Source organism: Streptomyces sp. NRRL S-1813, assembly GCF_000719605.1.
GTDB lineage: Bacteria > Actinomycetota > Actinomycetes > Streptomycetales > Streptomycetaceae > Streptomyces > Streptomyces decoyicus.
The window spans coordinates 54,555-72,141 of record NZ_JOHB01000007.1; the positions used below are offsets into that span (position 1 = coordinate 54,555).

A 17,587-nucleotide genomic window follows, 5' to 3' on the forward strand; every position below is an offset into this window, starting at 1 on the left:
CGGAAGGCGTGCGCCGGGGCCCCGCTCCCGGCCACGGCGCACGCCGTCAGCCGCGAGCGGCGGAGATCAGCCGGCGACCCTGACCGCGGCGTAGTACTTGTTCGCGGTCTTGAGGCAGGCGGCCTTCATTTTCTTCCGCATCGCCGGGGTGAGCGGGTCGGCCCAGGGCTTGTACTGGCAGGCCTTGCGCATGTCCTGGAGGAATACGTCATCGATACGCTTCTTGTGATCCCGGCGCCAGGCCGGCTTCCCCACAATTGTTTTGTAGTTGCGGTAACCGAAGTCGTGGCGGTGGCAGGAGTAGGTGAAGTCGTAGCCGCCCGGCAGCTTCTCCGGCGAGCTGTTGCAGCCGTTGGTGCTCCAGTTGAACCGGAAGTAGTTCGAGCCCGAGCGGTACAGCCCGAGGTACTTGAACCAGGCGTCCTGGGACGCCTGACCCTTGCTGGTCAGCGACTTCAGCTTCTTGAGCCGGTACGCCGCGCCGACCGCGGGACCGGCCACGTCCACCTGCCGCACCACACGGGACGGTCCGGTCCCGACCGTCTCCGCCGGCGCCGCGGCGAGCGCGGGTGCCGCCGTCCCCAGAGCGAGGACACCGGCCAGTACGACACCTCCGAAAGAGGTCCGCATCGTGTTCACTTGTTTCCCTTCCCCGATTTCATGCTGCATCGGAAGCCGTATCCGAAACCGGCTCCGGGAGGGAAAATAGCGCGACCGTGCGGTGCGGAAGAGGGAATTAAAGGGAATGCCCGTGCATATCCTCAAGGGAACCTCAAAGTCCGCAACCACGGACATGATGAATTGATACCGGACTCGATCACTATGTCCGGATGCGACCGTCACCCAAATGGGGGCGAATACGCATAGATCCCTCCCGTGCGACCAATCCTGTGACGTGGGACACTTCTTGCCTCACGGGCGCCAACGGGACGGACCCCAGGGCCAGTTGCCCCGCGCCGGGCCCGGAAACGCGGTTCCGCGACCCGCCTCCCGCATGGAAGGGTGCACCGTACAAGGACCTGCGGAGGGGGAACGGTGAGCAACAGCGCGCGGCCTACCGGCCACAGCGAACGCGATGCCCTGCGACCGGCGGGCCCGGCACCCGCGGACCCGCGCCGCCGCCCCGTCGTCGCCGCCCTCATGCTCGGTATGGCGCTGGCCGCGCTCGACTCGACGATCATCGCCACCGCCATCCCGCAGATCGTCGGGGACCTCGGCGGCTTCGCGGTCTTCTCCTGGCTCTTCTCCGGCTATCTGCTGGCCGTCACCGTCACCCTGCCCGTCTACGGCAAGCTCTCCGACACCTTCGGCCGCAGGCCCATCCTGATCACCGGCATCGTGCTCTTCCTCGCCGGCTCGCTGGCCTGCGCGGGCGCCTGGAACATGGCCTCGCTGATCGCCTTCCGCGTGGTCCAGGGCCTGGGCGGCGGCGCCCTCCAGGGCACCGTCCAGACCATCGCCGCCGACCTCTACCCGATGAAGGAACGCCCCAAGATCCAGGCCAGGCTCTCCAGCGTCTGGGCCACCTCGGCGGTCGCCGGGCCCGCACTGGGCGGGCTGCTCGCCGCGTACGCCGACTGGCGGTGGATCTTCCTGGTCAATGTGCCGGTGGGGGCGGTGGCCCTCTGGCTGATCGTGCGGTACTTCACCGAGCCGGAACGCGGCCGGGCGAGCCCCCGGGCCCGCCGCCCCCGCGTCGACTGGCCCGGCGCGCTGGCGATCTTCGCCTGTGGCGGGCTGCTGCTGACCGCCCTGGTCCAGGGCGGTGTGGCCTGGCCCTGGCTCTCCGTGCCGTCGCTGCTGCTGCTCGGCGGCAGCGCGCTGTGCGCCGCCCTCACCGTGCTGATCGAACGCCGCGCCGCGGAACCGATCATCCCCGGCTGGGTCTGGCGCCGCCGCACCATCTCCGCCGTCAACGTCGCCCTCGGCGCCCTCGGCCTGCTGATGGTCGCCCCGACCGTGTTCCTGCCCACCTACGCGCAGTCCGTACTGGGCCTGGGGCCGACGGCCGCCGGCTTCGTGCTCTCCGTCATGACCCTGAGCTGGCCGGTCTCGGCCGCCCTGAGCAGCCATGTCTACAACCGCCTCGGGATCCGCAGCTGCGCGGTGCTCGGCATCGGCGCGGCCGGCCTGATCCTGCTCGCCTTCCCCCTGCTGCCCTACCCCGGCGCCGCCTGGCAGCCCGCCCTGATCATGCTGGCGCTCGGCGCGGCACTCGGCCTCTTCCAGCTCCCGCTGATCATCGGCGTCCAGTCCTCGGTCGGCTACGCCGAGCGCGGCACCGCCACCGCCTCCATACTCTTCTGCCGCCAGGTCGGCCAGTCCCTCGGCGCCGCGCTCTTCGGCGCCCTCGCCAACGCCACCCTCAACGACCGCCTCGCCCACGCCCCTTCGGACATCCGCCCCGGCCTGCCCGGCGACCTGGACGCGGTCTCGCACACCCTCCAGCACCCCGGCGCCCTCACCGCACACGCCACCGACTACCTCCGCCGCGCCGTCGACACCACGGTCGACCACGTCTACCTCGGCGCCGCCGCGGCCGCCGCGCTCGCGCTGGCGGCGCTGTTGCTGCTGGCCCCGCGGCACTTCCCGGTACATACGGATGTCCGCGCCACGGGCGAGGGCGAGCCGGCCGGGAAGTAGCCGGCCGGCGCGGGGAGTCCGCGCGGTCAGCCGCCCGCGGCACCGCCCCCACGGGGCACCTGCGTCTCCAGGGTGTCCTCCTCGTCGGGGCCGGCGGAGCCGGAGCCCCGTCCGCCGCCCCGAGCCCCCGCGGCGTCCCCGTCGTCCCCCTCCGCCGCCGGCGCCTTCCCGGTGAGCACCGCCAGGCTGTTGCGTACATGGGTCATATGGACGCGGACCTCTTCACGCTCCGCGTCGTGGGTGCGCAGGATCCGCTCCGTGGCCCGCTCGATGCGTTCCACCTCCGCCCGCGCCTGCGCCAGCAGCCCGGCCGCGCGGTCCTCGGCGTCCTCCTGGCGGTGCCGGGCGGTCTCCTCGGCCTCCGCGTACCGCGTCCGGGCGTCGGCGCGAACGGCCTTCCCGCGCGCGTCCAGCTCCGCGACGCGCCGGTCCGTCTCCGCCTCCATCGCCGCGAGTTCCCGCGCGGCCGCGTCCCCCTCCTCCGCCTGCCGCTTCTCCTGGTCGCGCAGCAGCTGCGCGGTGCGCCGGCGTACGTCCGCCAGCCCCTCGGCCGCCTCGCTCCGCAGCCGCTCGGCGTCCTCGGCCGACACGGCCGCCAGCTCCGTGGCCTCGCCGCGCGCCGCCCCCTCCGTACGCCGGGCCCGCGTGTCCGCCTCGGCGCGCACCTCGTACGCCGCCCGCTCGGCCGCGTCCCGCACCTCGTCCGCATGGGCGGCGGCCGCGCCACGGGCCTGCCCGGCCGCCTGCTCCGCCTCGGTCCGCAGCCGGGCCGCCTCGGACTCCGCGGTCGTCAGGATCAGCCGTGCCTCGCGGCCCAGCGACTCGTAAGTCTGCGGCGGCTGCTGGGCCAGATAGACCAGCAGCTGTTCGAGTTCGGCCGCCATCTCGTTGGACAGGACGGTGAGCCGTGCGGCGCGCTCCCAGCAGGAGTCGCGGTCGACCGAGAGCCCCGTGACCCGGCGGTCCACATCCTCCGGCCGGTAGCCACGCCCTCGTACGGCCTCGAACCCGTGAGGCGAAACCGATGCACTCATCCCTCAAGCCCCTCTCCGCCGCGCACAGCAGTCGCGCGACCCGCAGCGTTCCGCGTCGTTTCGCATGATTCCGTGCAGCCCTGTGCAGTTACGCGCACTTCCCGGGGATCGTGCCGAAGCCGCACCATCGCGACACTCCGCCCAACCCACCCCACAAGGATGCGTTATTTATCGCCAGAAGTCGGAATCCGATCATCGTTACGCAGCGCCTGGAACAACCGCCGCGCCCCGGTCTCGTCCCACCGCAGCACCGACCCGACGCCGCTCACCATCACCCCGGGCCGCATCACCGGAACCGTCGTCGCCGTCCCGCCGCCCCCGGCGATCTGCTTCATCGACCAGCCCATATCCAGCACCCGCGCCAGGTCCGCACCGTCGTCCACGGTCAGCGCCGCCAGCGAGGTGTCCAGCACCCGCTTCAGCCGGGACGGGTCGAGGTACACGTCAGGGGATGCCATCTCGTCGGCAACCGCACCGAGCAATTGCCGCTGGCGCTTCACCCGTCCGAGGTCACCGTCAGGGTCGGTATACCGGGCCCGTACGTACGCCAGCGCCTGCGTGCCGTTCATCTCCCGGCAGCCCGCCGGGAAGTCCGCCCCCGACTTCTCGTCCCGCAGTGGCTTGTCCAGACACAGCCGCACACCGTCCAGCGCGTCCACGACCTGCACGAACCCCAGGAAGTTCACCTCGGCATAGCGGTCGATCCGCAGCCCGGTCGCCTGCTCCACCGTTCGGGTGAGCAGCTTCGGACCGCCGTCCGCATACGCCTCGTTGATCTTCCGGCTGCCGTGGCCCGGTATCGGTACGTAGCTGTCGCGCGGCAGGCTGACCAGCGAGGGCCCGTGATCGCCGTAGTGCAGCACCATGATCGTGTCGGTGTTCCGCACCTGGTTGTTGCCGACGTGCAGATCCCTGCGCTGCTGCGGGGTCAGCGTGCTGCGGCTGTCCGAGCCGACCAGCAGCCAGTTCGTGCCCTTGCCCGCGGCCGGCCTCCCCGCGTAGCCGGCCAGCGCATCCATGTGCCGCAGCTGCCGGTTCGCCGAGACATACAGCCAGGCCCCGACCGCGACCACGGCGACGACCAGCGCCAGCAGCGACACCAGGAGCCAGACCAGCCACCTCCACCGCCGCCGGGGCGGGCCCGGACCGCGCAGCGACCTGGCCGCCCGCTGCCGGTGCCACCAGCGCGGACGCTGTACCCGGTACAGCGCCGTCGTCGACGACGACTGCGACAACGGGGGTATCGGACGGCCCATATACGCATGGTCGGGGCACCCGCCCCGTCCCGCCTGTCGAGCCCCCGGCCCGCCCGCCACGCCAGGGCCTCCGGCCGGGCCCGCTCCACCGGGACCTCCGGCCGGGTCCGCTCCACCGGGGGCCCGGCCGTGATCCGCCGGAGGGGCCCTGAGCCACGTCTTCCGGATCGGCCGGGCCCGGGGTGCTCCGGACGGCGCGCCCTACAGCAGCCCGTCCCACATCTGCTCCAGCAGCACCGACCACCAGGTCTCCGGCGAACCCAGCGCCGGCGCGTCCAGCGCGACCAGCTGTGCCTGGAAGTCGACGGTCCAGCGGCCCGCCTGCTCGGGCGTCAGCCCGTACCGCAGCCGCCACATCCGCCCCAGCATCGCCAGACAGCGCGCAAACTCCGGCAGCCCGGAGTTCACGAACTGCGGCGTCGCCGGCGCACCGCCCGGCCCGGCCTCCATCGGGACCGCCACGATGTGCGCGGTCCCGAACTGCACACACAGCTGACGGCCGAAGTCGTTGCCCATCACCAGATACGAACCGGCATCCGACGCCGGCTGCACCATCCGCTCCGCCGCCAGCTCCGCCAGCGTCGGCACCGGACGGCCCGGCTGCGCCTGCGCCCAGAAGAACGGCCCGAAGTCGACCGGCAGCCCGGACCACACCAGCGTCTGCGCCACCACGTCGGGCACACCGTGCCGGGAGACCGCCCGCTGGTCGAAACGGAAGATGCCCTGCGGCCCGAACGCCTGCTCCAGCTCCTGCCCGATCGCCTGCGGCGGCACCGGTGGCACCGGCTGCACCTGCGACGGATGCGGCAACGGCACCCGCACCGGCGCCGGCCGCGCCGGACCGTCCGCGACCTGGTGCAACTCGCCCTGATGCTCGACGAGATGCCGTACGCCCTGCTGCCGCGAGGCATGGTCCCTGCCGTACGCGGCGGTGTGGCTGATCCGCACCTGCGGCCAGTTGTCCCGGATCATCCGGGCGCAGTAGCCACCCGGCAGATCACAGCACTCCAGCTCCGTGTGCAGCTCCAGCACCTGCTGCGGGGGGATGTTCATCGCGCGCAGCTCATGCAGCAGCTGCCACTCCGGATGCGGCGTACCGGGCGCCGAACGACGCACGATCTTCTGCTCGGAGCCGTCCGGCGCGCGATAGCTCAGCACGGCCATATAGCCCGGCCCGACGGTCGGCTGACCGCTGGGCGCCTGCGGATAGCCGTACGCACCACCGCCGCCGGGGCCCTGCGCACCGGGCGGGCCCGGCGGAGGCCCGGGCGGGGCGGGCTGAGCGGGCGGGGACGGGACGCCGGGGCCGGACGCCGGCGGCATTCCGGGCACGCCCGGGGCACCGGGGCCGCCGGGACCGGCCGGGCCGTTCCCGGACAGCGCCGCGCCGTCGGCGAGCATCGTCGCCGCGGCATGCACCCCGCCGCCACCACCAGCGGCGGGCGGGGCGGGCGGTGCGGAGGGCGGAGGCGGACCGTCCTGGCCGCCGGAGCCCCGGCCGCCCGCGGGCGCGCCGAGCCTGCCGGGCGGGCCGGGAGGCCTGGGCGCACCGGGCGGGCCGGGCGGCGGGGGCACACCGGGGCCGCCGGCAGCGCCGCCCGGCCCGTTGCCGCCCGCGAGACCGGCCTGGAGGGACGCGCCGTCGGCGAGCATCGTCGCGGCGGCATGCACCCCACCGCGGCCCGGACCGCCGGCACCGGGGGAACCCGTGCCGCCGGAACCGGAACCAGAAGCACCGGCACCGGCACCGGCACCGGTCCCGTCGGAACCAGCGGCCTCACCCGTCCCGCCCGGCCCGTCGACCGCGCTGAGATCCAGATCCGCCCCGTCCAGCTGCGAGACCATCTGCGTCGGCACATAACCACCGGCCGGTGCACCGGGCGCACCGGTGCCGGACGCCGCGAGCCCGCCGGGCGGGCGCACCTCGGCCTTGCCCGTCCCGGCCTGGGCGACCTGCGCGGGATCCTGCGCCGCAGCGGAACGGCCCGCACCGGGGGGACCGGGCACGCCGGGAGGCGGGGGCGGTCCCGCGGCGGCGTTCCCGGGCAGCGACGAACCGTCCGCCAGCATCGTCGCGGCGGCATGTACCCCACCGCCCGCGGGCGGGGCGGGCGGCATACCGGGGGCGGGTACGCCGGGCCCGTCCGCGGCGGGCGCACCGGCACCCGGCGGAGGCGGTACATCGGCGACCGGCGGCCCGGACGGCGGCGGCAGATCCGGCAGCCCCACGGCCTGCGGCGCGGCAGGCGGCGCAGCGGGCGGCGCGGGAGGCATCGGGGGCGGCAGCGGAGCGCCGGCGGGCCCGACGGGCGGACGTGCCTGACCGGCCGGACCGCCGTCGGGCCCGGCCCCCTCCGGCAGATCCAGCGCGGGCGCGACCTGCGTACGCGGCAACTGACTGCCGCCGTGCAGCAGTTCGGTCTTGGCCTCCGGCCGGGCCCGCGGCGTCGACGGGGTGTCCTCCTCCTCGTCGAAACCGGCCAGCGGCGGCGCGAAGACCGTCGCGGGCAGCCCCACCGACCGGTCCTCGCCGCCCGCGCCGGCGGTCGTGTCCGTCCCGGCCCACGGCGTCGGCGCCCCGGCACCGGCCCCGGCACCCGGGGCCGCCTCCTCACCGGGCCCGGTGACCCCGCCGTCGGTGCCGTTGACGCTCACCTCGGCCCAGGCGTCCGAGGCCGGCGGCGCGGCAGCCGGCGCAGGCGCACCCGGCGGAGAAGCCGCCGGGGTCTCGCCGGCGGTCCCCGCGGCCCCCGCGCTCCCGGCCCCGCGCCGGTCCGCGCCGCCGATCCCGTCCGCCGCCTCCTGCAACCACTCCGGCGGCGTCAGCAGAAACGAGGTGGCCTCCAGATCGATCCGCTGGGCAGGCGCCTCGGACGCGCCGTACCCGCCGTCCGCGGGAGCGCCGTACACCTCCTCGTACCGCCGGATCACCTCGCCCACCGGCAGCCCCGGCCACAGCGTCGTCTCTCCGCTGTCCCGCGCGATCACCATCCGGGCCCGGCCGCCATCCGTCGACGGTCCTCCCTCCCGGTCCTCGGCCCAGGCCACGAAGCCCAGATCGAACTCCCGCACCCGCACCTCTCGATGGAGCGGCACCGGCACCTCGCCGTTCACCCACCGCTCCGCGCGCTCCTGCGCCTGCGCGAACGTCACCACCGTGCTCAGCCCTCCACCGCAACCGCGTACGCAAAACCGCCGTCGACCATCAAGTTCGCCACGGTGTCCAGCTCCGGCGGATTGCCCGCCAGCCGCTGGAGGAACTCATCGAAATCCGCACCGCACGGCAACAGCAGCCGCTCCACCCGCTCCTGCACCGTCCATCCGTCCTGATCCCGCGCATCGTCGTACGGGCAGAACCACACCGAGCCGAGCGCCTCGCCGCGCACCTTCACCGCGACCACACCGCCCTGCACGAACACCACGCCCAGATAGTCCTTGGTGAAGTGGTCCCGCAGACACTTGTTCACGTAGACCAGATCGTTGACCGCGGCGTCATCGCGCACCGTGAAGAACGGCTGGTCGATCAGCAGCCCCAACTCCGCGTCCAGCGCCGCGCCCACCGGCGCACAGCCGCCCGCCGCCTTCAGGAACGACCGGTAGGCACCCGGCAGCCGATAGCCCAGCACCTCCTCGGCCTGCGCCACCTGCTCCTCAGCCACCGCCAGATCGCGGTGCGGGAGCCCGAAGTGCACCGGCCGCGTCTCCTGCAACGGGCGGGTACCACGCCTGTCGTGCGCCACCGCGGCCGTCGCCAGCCCGCCGTGATGGCGCAACAGCGCCTTCACCTCGACCGGAATGAGCTCCATCCGCCGCGTACCGGCCACGTGATGCCAGGTCCAGCCGTGCGGCGTCGCCACCGCCGGCACATCTATCCACAGCTCGTGCCCCTGTGCGTGCAGGGCCGCATTCGCCGACACATAGTCCGTCAGCCGCAGCTCGTCGACGCCGAACCCCTCCGGCGGCTCGGCGATCTCCGCCGCGGCCCGCGCATACGGCGAGAACTGGGGGAAACCGTGTTCGTCCATGCGCACTCCGGCGGGATACCGCGTGGCGCGGACCGGGTCCGGAAATTGCACGACCTGCCCGGCATAGGCCGAATTCGGTGGGGCGGCATCTCCCGCCGCCCGGGGGCCGGGGAGTGCCCCCAGCCCTTGCCGACCTGTCGTCATCGCGGTTGCCCCCTGGCTGAAGCTGGCTTTGGGGCACAGCCTATGCCGTACCGCAACACCCGCCCCCGCCCGCCCGCCCCCGCACGTCAGCCCCGCGACACACCGGTGTCACCCACCGCCGCACCACCCCCGAGCCCCCCGCGCACCACCCCGCCGACCAGCCCCGTTCCGCCCCGGCCGACGCCCCGTCAGCTCACCGTGAGATCGCCGACAGGCCGCCCGACTACCGCAACGCCCAGCACATTTGGCAGGCTGACCCTCCCCCACCTACGGCGGGGAGACCCCCAGTACCACGGGGATTCGGGGAGGGAAAGCACCACCATGAGCACCACCGCACGTCATCACCACTCAGCCGCCGGCGACCCCCGCATCGGCTGGAGCGGCACCGCCGACGCCCATCGCGCGCCCGCCCTCCACCACCGCCGCGACGGCATCCTCCCCACCATCGGCGCCGCCCTGTCCGTACGCGGACAAACCCTCACCTGCACGGCGAGCAAGGCCGAACAGCCCCCCGCCCTGCACCCCCTGGTCCAGGACTTCCTCGACACGCTCGCCACCGCACAGCGCGAACGATTCACCGGACGCTGCCCCGAAGCGGTCCTGCTCTCCCGCCACCTCACCGCCGTCGAGGGCAACCGCGGCAAACGCGCCTCCCGAAAACCCCTCACCAATGGCGAAGCCCGCCGCTCCCTGAAACACTCCAAGATCACCGCACGCCATATCCGCGAGGACGGCGACCCCCAGCACGGCAGCTACGCCCCGCCCTGCCGCTCCTGCGACGCGCTCCTCGCCCACTTCGGCGTCATGCCCATCAGCGGCACCACGCCCACAGGAAGCTGACCGCCACCATGCCGCCCACCACCCCCGGCCCCCGTTCCGCCGACCACGACCGCACCGACTCGACCCGCTTCCCCGCCGCCGTCGACGTCGCCCTCCAGGAAGCCGGCTGGCAACCCGGACGCTGGGACATACAGCAGGCGGAACACTGGGCCGACACCCTCCGCGCCCACGCCTCCCCCGCCGGCCACCGCCACACCGTCTTCCCCGCCGCCGTCGAGGCCTGGGCCGAATTCGGCGACCTCCACATCACCGGCCCCGGCCCCGGCCGCCACATCGCCCCCACCCCGTTCGCCATCAACCCCCTCCACGGCCTCCACCTCGCCCGCACCCTCGGCGACCTCGGCCGCGCACTGGAAACCGACGTGGCCCCCCTCGGCCGCGAAGAACTCACCGCCCCCGACGGCACCACCTACAGCCAGGCCGCCCTCGCCATCGACACCGAAGGCCGCGTCTACAGCCTCGATCACACCGGCGACTGGTACCTGGGCCCCGACCTCGACACCGCACTGGGGACGCTGGTCCTGGGGACGCGGCCGAGCCGGCTCGGATTTGCGGCCCACGTTTCGGGCTGACCCGCCGTGCATCCGCACGTTTTTGGCTGCGGCGCCGCGTCTCCTCTCGCTCCTTCGCCTCCGGCGGGGGTGGGGCGTGTTTGGGCGGGGGCCGCTTGCTGTGCGTGGTGGGTGCCGGTGGGGCGACCGCCGCCCGGTGGGGAGTGTTCTCAAAGACCAGAAGCTCGGCCGCATCGTCGCGCGGCCGAGCTTCTGGTCTTTTGTCTTTTACTGCTCCCCCACCGGGATGGGGCCCCTCAAGAACAACAGACGAGGTACGGCGGGCTCACCCGGCAACGTGGGAAACAGCCCCAAGAGGCAACACCGCCGAGACGCGGAAGCCACCCGCCTCCGTCGGACCCGAGACGAACACACCACCCAGCGCCGTCACCCGCTCCCGCATCCCCACCAGGCCGTTGCCGCCGCTCGGCAGACCCGCATCGGCCGCGCCGCCCTCACAGGGCCCGTTCTCCACCTGGACGGCGAGCTCGCCGTCCCGGTGCGCCAGCCGCACCCGCGCCCGCGCGCCCGGCGCATGCTTGTGCACATTCGTGAGCGCTTCCTGGACCACGCGATACACGGTCCGCTCCACCCGCGCCGCATAACGCCGCCCGGCAACAGCCGCCGCCTCCCCCTCGGCGGACTCGTCCACCATCAGCTCGACGACCATCCCGGCCGCCCGGGACTGCCCCACCAGATCCGCCAGCTCCGTCAGACACGGCCCCTCGGCATCCGCGTCCCCCGCACCCGGCACCGACGACTCCGCCCCGGCAACGGAACAGCCGGCCGACGAGGACGCTGCCGAAGCCCCGTCCGCCGACGGCTCCGGAACCCGCGCCTGCACCGTCGCCTTCGCCCCCGCCCGGGACGCCACCGCCGCCAGCCGCTCCGGCGCACCCGACGCCGCGGTGCCACGCCCCGACGCCCCGTCGGCCGTACGCAGCACCCCCAGCATCTCCCGCAGCTCCGTCAGCGCCTGGCGCCCCATGTCGCCGACCAGCCCCGCGTTCTTCGACGCCTTCTCCGGATCCTTCAACGCCACCGCCTGAAGCGCGGCCGCATGCACCACCATCAGACTCACCCGGTGCGCGACCACATCGTGCATCTCCCGCGCGATCCGGGTCCGCTCCTCGTTACGGGCCCACTCGGCCCGCTCCTCGGCCCGGTCCGCCAGCAACGACAGCTCGCGCTCCAGACCGTCCGCCCGCTCCCGCAGGCTCTCCACCAGCCGCCGCCGGGCCGCGATGTACAGACCCCACAGCACCGGCGGCGCCGTCAGCACCAAGCCCACCGCCAGCGCCATCAGCGGCACGAACCACATCGGCGGATGGAAGTCCTGCTGCGCCGCGACGTCCTCCCGCAGCGTGAGGAAGGTCGTCACCAACGTCCCCACGACCGTCATGCCCGCCAGCAAGCCCGTAATCCGGCGCGGCACATCCGACGCGGCGAGCGTGTACAGCCCCACCACACTCAGCAGCCCGCCCATCTCCGCAGGCATCACCGCGATCGAGACCAGCACCACCACCACAGGCCACCGCCGGCGCACCAGCAACACCGGCCCCGCCAACAGGCCGAGCAGCATCCCCAGCAGCCCGGGCAGCTGCGCCTCGTGCGCGAAGAGGCCGCCCTCCCACACGCACTCCACCGTGGAAGCCGCCGCCAGAAACACGTCCAGCACGGCGCTCCGCCTGCGGGCCCACCACCACGGCCCGCTCACCGGCGCACCCCGCGCGCCCACACCTTCACTTGCCCCCGTCGCGGTCATACCGCCCAGCCTACGGGCGCCCACCCCCGATTCCCCGACCCAATACCGGTCACGGATCAGGCCCATTACCAGCCCTTACCGCCGGTTATCCCTCGAACTGTTGAATCGCCCACATTTTCGCCTCTTCGATACACATGGACGCGGCACCCTGTTCCCATGCCGAACACCCATCGGAGCCACCCCGACTACGAGGCGTTACGCCCCCAGGCCGTCGCCCTGCGCCGCGCCGGCCTGAGCCGCCGTCAGATCCGCGACCGCCTCCACGTCCACAACAACGACATCCTCAACCGCCTCCTCGAAGGCATTCCCGCCCCCGACTGGACCCGCCGCCCGAACGCCAAGGACGACCTGCGCGAGCGGGCCCGCGAGCTGCGGAAGGAAGGCAAGACCTACGACGAGATCCAGGTCGAGCTGGGCTGCTCGAAGAGCTCGATCTCGCTGTGGGTACGGGATCTGCCGAAGCCGCCACCCCGAACCCCCGAAGAGGCCTCGGCCATCGCCCGGCGAGGCTGGGAGGCAACACTCAAGCGACGCGACGAAGCTCGCCAACAAACCAAGGCCGATGCCACGCGAGAAATCGGCGCCCTCTCGGACCGCGATCTGTTCATCGCCGGCGTGGCCCTCTACTGGGCGGAAGGCACAAAGGACAAGCCGTACGCCCGACGGGAGGGCGTCACCTTCGTCAACAGCGACCCAAATGTGATCCGGCTCTACCTGGCCTGGCTGAACCTGCTCGGCGTGGAACCGGAGCGAGTCGGCTACCGAGCAATGATCCACTGCACCGCCGACGTGGCAGCCGCCGAGCAGTACTGGGCCGATCTTGTCGGCGTGCCCGTGACCGCACTCCACAAGACCACCATCAAAAAACACAACCCCAAGACCGTCCGCAAGAACGCCGGAGACACCTACCACGGCTGCCTGGTGATCCGAGTCCTGCAAAGCGCTGACCTATACCGTCGCATCGAGGGCTGGTGGTACGGCATAGTGTTGGGTGCCGAGCGGCCAGCCTGACGGAATGTCCGGTTTGGCAGCTTATACACTCCCCTGTGGTGTAATGGGCAACACGGGTCACTTTGGATGATTTGTTCCAGGTTCGAGTCCTGGCAGGGGAGCCCCGCTCAACGGGCAAATTTCGGGTCCTGACTACCAAGTCAGGACCCGCCCGCGTTTCGGCTGCTATACGCACCGGTATCCTTCGGGTGACCACCACCCGAAGTAGCCAAGAAGCCGAAGGGCATCCCCGTGAGCGCCAACCGCCCGGCAGCCGTCGTCGTTCTCGCAGCGGGTGAGGGCACCCGCATGAAGTCGGCGACCCCGAAGGTCCTGCACGCCCTCTGTGGCCGCTCCCTCGTCGGACATGTCGTCGCCGCCTCCCGAGAGCTGGATCCCGAGCATCTCGTCGTGGTCGTCGGCCATGCCCGTGAGCAGGTGCAGGCGCATCTCTCCGAGATCGACCCCGCCGCGCACACCACGGTGCAGCACGAGCAGAAGGGCACCGGCCACGCGGTCCGTACGGCCCTGGACGAGCTGAGCAACAGCGGTGTCGCCCTCGACGGCACCGTGATCGTCGTCTGCGGTGACACCCCGCTGCTGACCGGCGAGACCCTCCGGCTGCTCAGTGACACGCATGCGGCGGACGGCAATGCCGTGACCGTCCTGTCCGCCGAGGTCCCGGACTCCACCGGCTACGGGCGCATCGTGCGCGAGGCGGGCACCGGCGCGGTGACCGCGATCGTCGAGCACAAGGACGCGACCGCCGGCCAGCGCGCGATCCGTGAGATCAACTCGGGGGTCTTCGCCTTTGACGCGCGGCTGCTCGTGGATGCGCTCGGCAAGGTGCGTACGGACAACAGCCAGGGCGAGGAGTACCTCACCGATGTGCTGGGGATCGTGCGGGAGGCCGGGCACCGGGTCGGTGCGGCGGTGTCCGCCGATCACCGGGAGATTCTGGGGATCAACAACCGTGTGCAGCTGGCGCAGGCGCGCCGGCTGCTGAACGACCGGCTGGTGGAGCGGGCGATGCTGGCCGGTGTGACGGTGGTCGATCCGGCGTCGACGTGGGTGGATGTGTCGGTCACGTTCGAGCCGGATGCGACGGTCCACCCGGGTACGCAGCTGCTCGGTGCCACGCATATCGCGACGGGTGCCGAGGTGGGTCCGCAGTCGCGGCTGACGGATACGTCGGTGGGTGCGGGCGCGGTGGCGTCGTTCACGGTGGCCGAGGGTGCGCGTATCGGTGAGGGTGCGAGTGTCGGCCCTTATGCGTATCTGCGGCCGGGGACGGATCTGGGTCCGAAGGCGAAGGCCGGTACGTACGTGGAGATGAAGAACGCGTCGATCGGTGAGGGCACGAAGGTGCCGCATCTGTCGTATGTGGGCGATGCCACGATCGGCGAGTTCTCCAATATCGGTGCGGCGAGTGTATTTGTGAACTACGACGGTGAGGCCAAACACCACACGACGGTCGGGTCGCATTGCAAGACGGGGTCGGACAACATGTTTGTGGCTCCGGTCACGGTCGGGGACGGCGCTTATACGGCGGCCGGCTCGGTCATCACCAAGGATGTGCCCCCGGGTTCGCTGGCGGTCGCGCGTGGCCAGCAGCGGAATATCGAGGGTTGGGTCGCGCGTAAGCGGCCCGGAAGCGCCGCCGCGCAGGCGGCTTCGGCTGCTCGTCAGGATTCCGAGGACGAGCGGTGATCGTGCTAGGGGTGCGCCGTGCGGGGCGTACCGTGATGAACGCACGCAAACTGTGATTCGAGGAGATTTGCTGTGACCGGGATCAAGACGACCGGCGAGAAGAAGCTCATGCTCTTCTCCGGCCGCGCCCACCCCGAGCTGGCGGAGGAGGTCGCGCATCAGCTGGGTGTGGGCCTGGTCCCGACGAAGGCTTTCGACTTCGCCAACGGTGAGATCTATATCCGTTATCAGGAGTCGGCGCGTGGTGCGGATTGCTTTTTGATTCAGAGCCACACGGCTCCGATCAATAAGTGGATCATGGAACAGCTCATCATGATCGATGCGCTGAAGCGGGCTTCGGCACGGAGCATCACGGTGGTCGTGCCGTTCTACGGATATGCGCGGCAGGACAAGAAGCACCGCGGCCGTGAGCCGATTTCGGCGCGGCTGATCGCGGATTTGATGAAGACCGCGGGTGCGCACCGTGTGGTGACCGTGGATCTGCACACGGATCAGATCATGGGCTTCTTCGACGGTCCTGTGGATCATCTGTTTGCGCTTCCGGTCCTTGCGGACTATGTGGGCGCAAAGGTGGACCGCGACAAGCTGACGGTGGTGTCGCCGGACGCCGGCCGGGTGCGGGTCGCGGACCGTTGGTGTGACCGTCTGGGTGCGCCGCTGGCGATTGTGCACAAGCGGCGTGACAAGGACGTGGCGAATCAGGTCACCGTGCACGAGGTCGTCGGTGATGTGAAGGACCGGGTGTGTGTCCTGGTCGACGACATGATCGACACCGGTGGCACGATCTGTGCGGCGGCGGATGCGCTGTTCGCGAATGGTGCGTCGGATGTGATCGTGACGGCGACGCACGGGGTGCTGTCGGGTCCGGCGGCGGACCGGCTGAAGAATTCGAAGGTCAGCGAGTTCGTGTTCACGAATACGCTGCCGACGCCTTCGGAGCTGGAGCTGGACAAGATCACGGTGCTGTCGATGGCGCCGACGATCGCCCGTGCGCTGCGTGAGGTGTTCGAGGACGGTTCGGTGACGAGCCTCTTCGAGGAGCAGTGAGCTGACGGCGGCGGGCCGGTCTGTGACGTAGTCCGGCGCTGATCGACTTTGGGGCGGCCTTCCGGCCGGGTAGACTCATCGAGTTGCTCGGCGAGGGAGGCCGCCCTTTTGTGGTGGCTGTCCGTTATCGACGCGCTCTTCGTAGCAGGTCTGTCGTGGGCCGGGTGACGCCCACCAGAGGTTTTTCTGCGATACGAGGAGTGCTGTCATGGCTGAGGTCAAGCTCACCGCTGAGGTTCGTACCGACTTCGGTAAGGGTGCCGCGCGCCGTGCGCGCCGCGCCGACCTGGTTCCCGCGGTGATTTACGGTCACGGCGAGGAGCCGCAGCACGTGGCGATTCACAACCACGCGCTGATGATGGCCCTGAAGACGCCGAACGCGCTGATCCGTCTTGAGTTCGACGGCAAGAACGAGCTGGTCATCCCCAAGGCCGTGCAGCGTGAGGCGATCCGCCAGTTCCTGGTGCACGTGGACTTCCTGGCCGTGAAGAAGGGCGAGAAGGTCTCCGTCGAGATCCCGATCCACGTCGAGGGCGACCTGGCTCCGGGCCAGCTCGTGCTGGAGCACGTGCTGAACACGCTGCCGATCGAGGCCGAGGCCACCCACATTCCGGAGTCGGTCACGATTTCCGTCGCGGGCCTGGACGCGGGCGCTTCGGTGCTGGCCAAGGACATCACGCTGCCGTCGGGTTCCTCGCTGGCCGTGGACGACGATGCGGTCGTGCTCCAGGTTGTCGCGGCGCAGGCCGAGGCGCCGGCCGAGGAAGGCGCCGCGGGCGAGGGCGCCGAGGGCTCCGAGGCCTGATTCGTTTTCCGCTGAGGAAGGTTCTCAGCGAGTGGTCCAGCCGCTGCCGCGCGCCGTTCGGGTGCGGGGTGGCGGTTGGGCTGTTTCATGGGCAGTTGCGGTCGGGGCCGGCGGGGTGTGCCGGCGGATGTGGGAGTGGCTGAGATGGCGGACGCTGATCCGTGGCTGGTGATGGGGCTGGGCAACCCGGGCCCGGAGTATGCGCGTAATCGCCACAATGTGGGCTTCATGGTGGCGGAATTGCTGGCGGAGCGGATGGGTGGCCGTTTCAAGGCGCACAAGGCGCGGGCGCAGGTGGTGGAGGGGCGTTGTGGTGCGCCGGGTCCGTCGAGTCGTCGTGTCGTGGTCGCGAAGCCGTTGTCTTTCATGAATCTGTCGGGTGGGCCGACGACGGCGTTGCGGGATTTCTACAAGGTGCCGGTCGGCAACATCATTGCGATTCATGATGAGTTGGATATCGATTACGGTGCGTTGCGGCTGAAGCTGGGTGGCGGTGACAACGGCCATAACGGTTTGAAGTCGATCACGAAGTCGCTGGGTGCGGAGTATCACCGGGTGCGGTTCGGGATCGGGCGTCCGCCGGGTCGTATGCAGGTGGCGGATTTTGTGCTGAAGGATTTCTCTTCGGCGGAGCGGCGCGAGCTGGATTACTTCGTGGATCGTGCCGCGGATGCGGTGGAGACGTTGATCGTGGACGGTTTGGAACGGGCGCAGAGTACGTACAACTCCTGAATGGGACAGTGGGGGTCAGGCTCTGACGAACCGTTGTCCGAGGTT

At 71.2% G+C, this 17,587-nt stretch carries 14 protein-coding genes and 1 tRNA gene; 9 read left to right on the plus strand and 6 right to left on the minus strand.

Annotated elements, in window-relative coordinates:
- Positions 1-66: 66 nt before the first annotated feature.
- On the minus strand, positions 67-630 hold the full coding sequence (locus tag IF67_RS40300) for a phospholipase A2 (RefSeq protein ID WP_158713083.1): 564 nt from the start codon (positions 628-630) through the stop codon (positions 67-69).
- Between the two features lie 405 nt (positions 631-1,035).
- On the opposite strand from IF67_RS40300, the gene IF67_RS0113390 reads away from it, so the two are divergent.
- On the plus strand, positions 1,036-2,643 hold the full coding sequence (locus IF67_RS0113390; RefSeq protein WP_030985362.1) for an MFS transporter: 1,608 nt from the start codon (positions 1,036-1,038) through the stop codon (positions 2,641-2,643).
- 26 nt (positions 2,644-2,669) lie between these two features.
- Here the strand turns inward: IF67_RS0113390 and IF67_RS0113395 are convergent, their stop codons facing one another.
- The 4 genes from IF67_RS0113395 to IF67_RS0113410 all read right to left on the minus strand — a co-directional run bounded on the left by IF67_RS0113395 (position 2,670) and on the right by IF67_RS0113410 (position 9,102).
- The gene (locus IF67_RS0113395) at positions 2,670-3,677 is read right to left on the minus strand and encodes a hypothetical protein (protein ID WP_030985363.1); all 1,008 of its coding nucleotides are present in this window, start codon (positions 3,675-3,677) and stop codon (positions 2,670-2,672) included.
- Positions 3,678-3,841: 164 nt separating this feature from the next.
- A complete protein-coding gene (locus IF67_RS0113400) occupies positions 3,842-4,777 on the minus strand; it encodes an LCP family protein (protein WP_030985365.1) in 936 nt (311 codons plus the stop codon).
- Between the two features lie 357 nt (positions 4,778-5,134).
- The gene (locus IF67_RS0113405; protein WP_030985366.1) at positions 5,135-8,089 is read right to left on the minus strand and encodes an SUKH-4 family immunity protein; all 2,955 of its coding nucleotides are present in this window, start codon (positions 8,087-8,089) and stop codon (positions 5,135-5,137) included.
- 5 nt (positions 8,090-8,094) lie between these two features.
- Positions 8,095-9,102 carry an HNH endonuclease gene (locus IF67_RS0113410; protein WP_037839305.1) on the minus strand — a complete coding sequence of 336 codons (1,008 nt, stop codon included), beginning with the start codon at positions 9,100-9,102 and terminating at the stop codon, positions 8,095-8,097.
- A gap of 321 nt (positions 9,103-9,423) precedes the next feature.
- Between IF67_RS0113410 and IF67_RS0113415 the strand changes: the two genes are divergently transcribed.
- Together IF67_RS0113415 and IF67_RS0113420 are read left to right on the plus strand one after the other, a co-directional pair.
- Positions 9,424-9,942, plus strand: coding sequence for a YwqJ-related putative deaminase (locus IF67_RS0113415; protein WP_030082525.1), 519 nt, complete (start codon positions 9,424-9,426; stop codon positions 9,940-9,942).
- 8 nt (positions 9,943-9,950) lie between these two features.
- Complete coding sequence (locus tag IF67_RS0113420; RefSeq protein WP_030985368.1) at positions 9,951-10,514, plus strand: SUKH-3 domain-containing protein; 564 nt, start codon at positions 9,951-9,953, stop codon at positions 10,512-10,514.
- A 265-nt stretch (positions 10,515-10,779) separates the two neighbouring features.
- Here the strand turns inward: IF67_RS0113420 and IF67_RS0113425 are convergent, their stop codons facing one another.
- A complete protein-coding gene (locus tag IF67_RS0113425) occupies positions 10,780-12,258 on the minus strand; it encodes a sensor histidine kinase (protein ID WP_078889428.1) in 1,479 nt (492 codons plus the stop codon).
- A 156-nt stretch (positions 12,259-12,414) separates the two neighbouring features.
- Here IF67_RS0113425 and IF67_RS0113430 point away from each other — a divergent pair, with 156 nt between their 5' ends.
- From IF67_RS0113430 to pth, 6 genes are all read left to right on the plus strand, one after another.
- Entirely contained in the window at positions 12,415-13,269 is an 855-nt protein-coding gene (locus IF67_RS0113430) for a hypothetical protein (RefSeq protein ID WP_030985370.1), read from the plus strand.
- Positions 13,270-13,298: 29 nt separating this feature from the next.
- Positions 13,299-13,370: transfer RNA gene (locus IF67_RS0113435), tRNA-Gln, on the plus strand.
- A gap of 130 nt (positions 13,371-13,500) precedes the next feature.
- Complete coding sequence (gene glmU / locus IF67_RS0113440; RefSeq protein ID WP_078889415.1) at positions 13,501-14,958, plus strand: bifunctional UDP-N-acetylglucosamine diphosphorylase/glucosamine-1-phosphate N-acetyltransferase GlmU; 1,458 nt, start codon at positions 13,501-13,503, stop codon at positions 14,956-14,958.
- 72 nt (positions 14,959-15,030) lie between these two features.
- Positions 15,031-16,005, plus strand: coding sequence for a ribose-phosphate diphosphokinase (locus IF67_RS0113445; RefSeq protein ID WP_030985373.1), 975 nt, complete (start codon positions 15,031-15,033; stop codon positions 16,003-16,005).
- 208 nt (positions 16,006-16,213) lie between these two features.
- A complete protein-coding gene (locus IF67_RS0113450) occupies positions 16,214-16,810 on the plus strand; it encodes a 50S ribosomal protein L25/general stress protein Ctc (RefSeq protein ID WP_030985374.1) in 597 nt (198 codons plus the stop codon).
- Between the two features lie 144 nt (positions 16,811-16,954).
- The gene (gene pth / locus IF67_RS0113455; protein ID WP_030985376.1) at positions 16,955-17,542 is read left to right on the plus strand and encodes an aminoacyl-tRNA hydrolase; all 588 of its coding nucleotides are present in this window, start codon (positions 16,955-16,957) and stop codon (positions 17,540-17,542) included.
- Positions 17,543-17,587 lie beyond the last annotated feature (45 nt).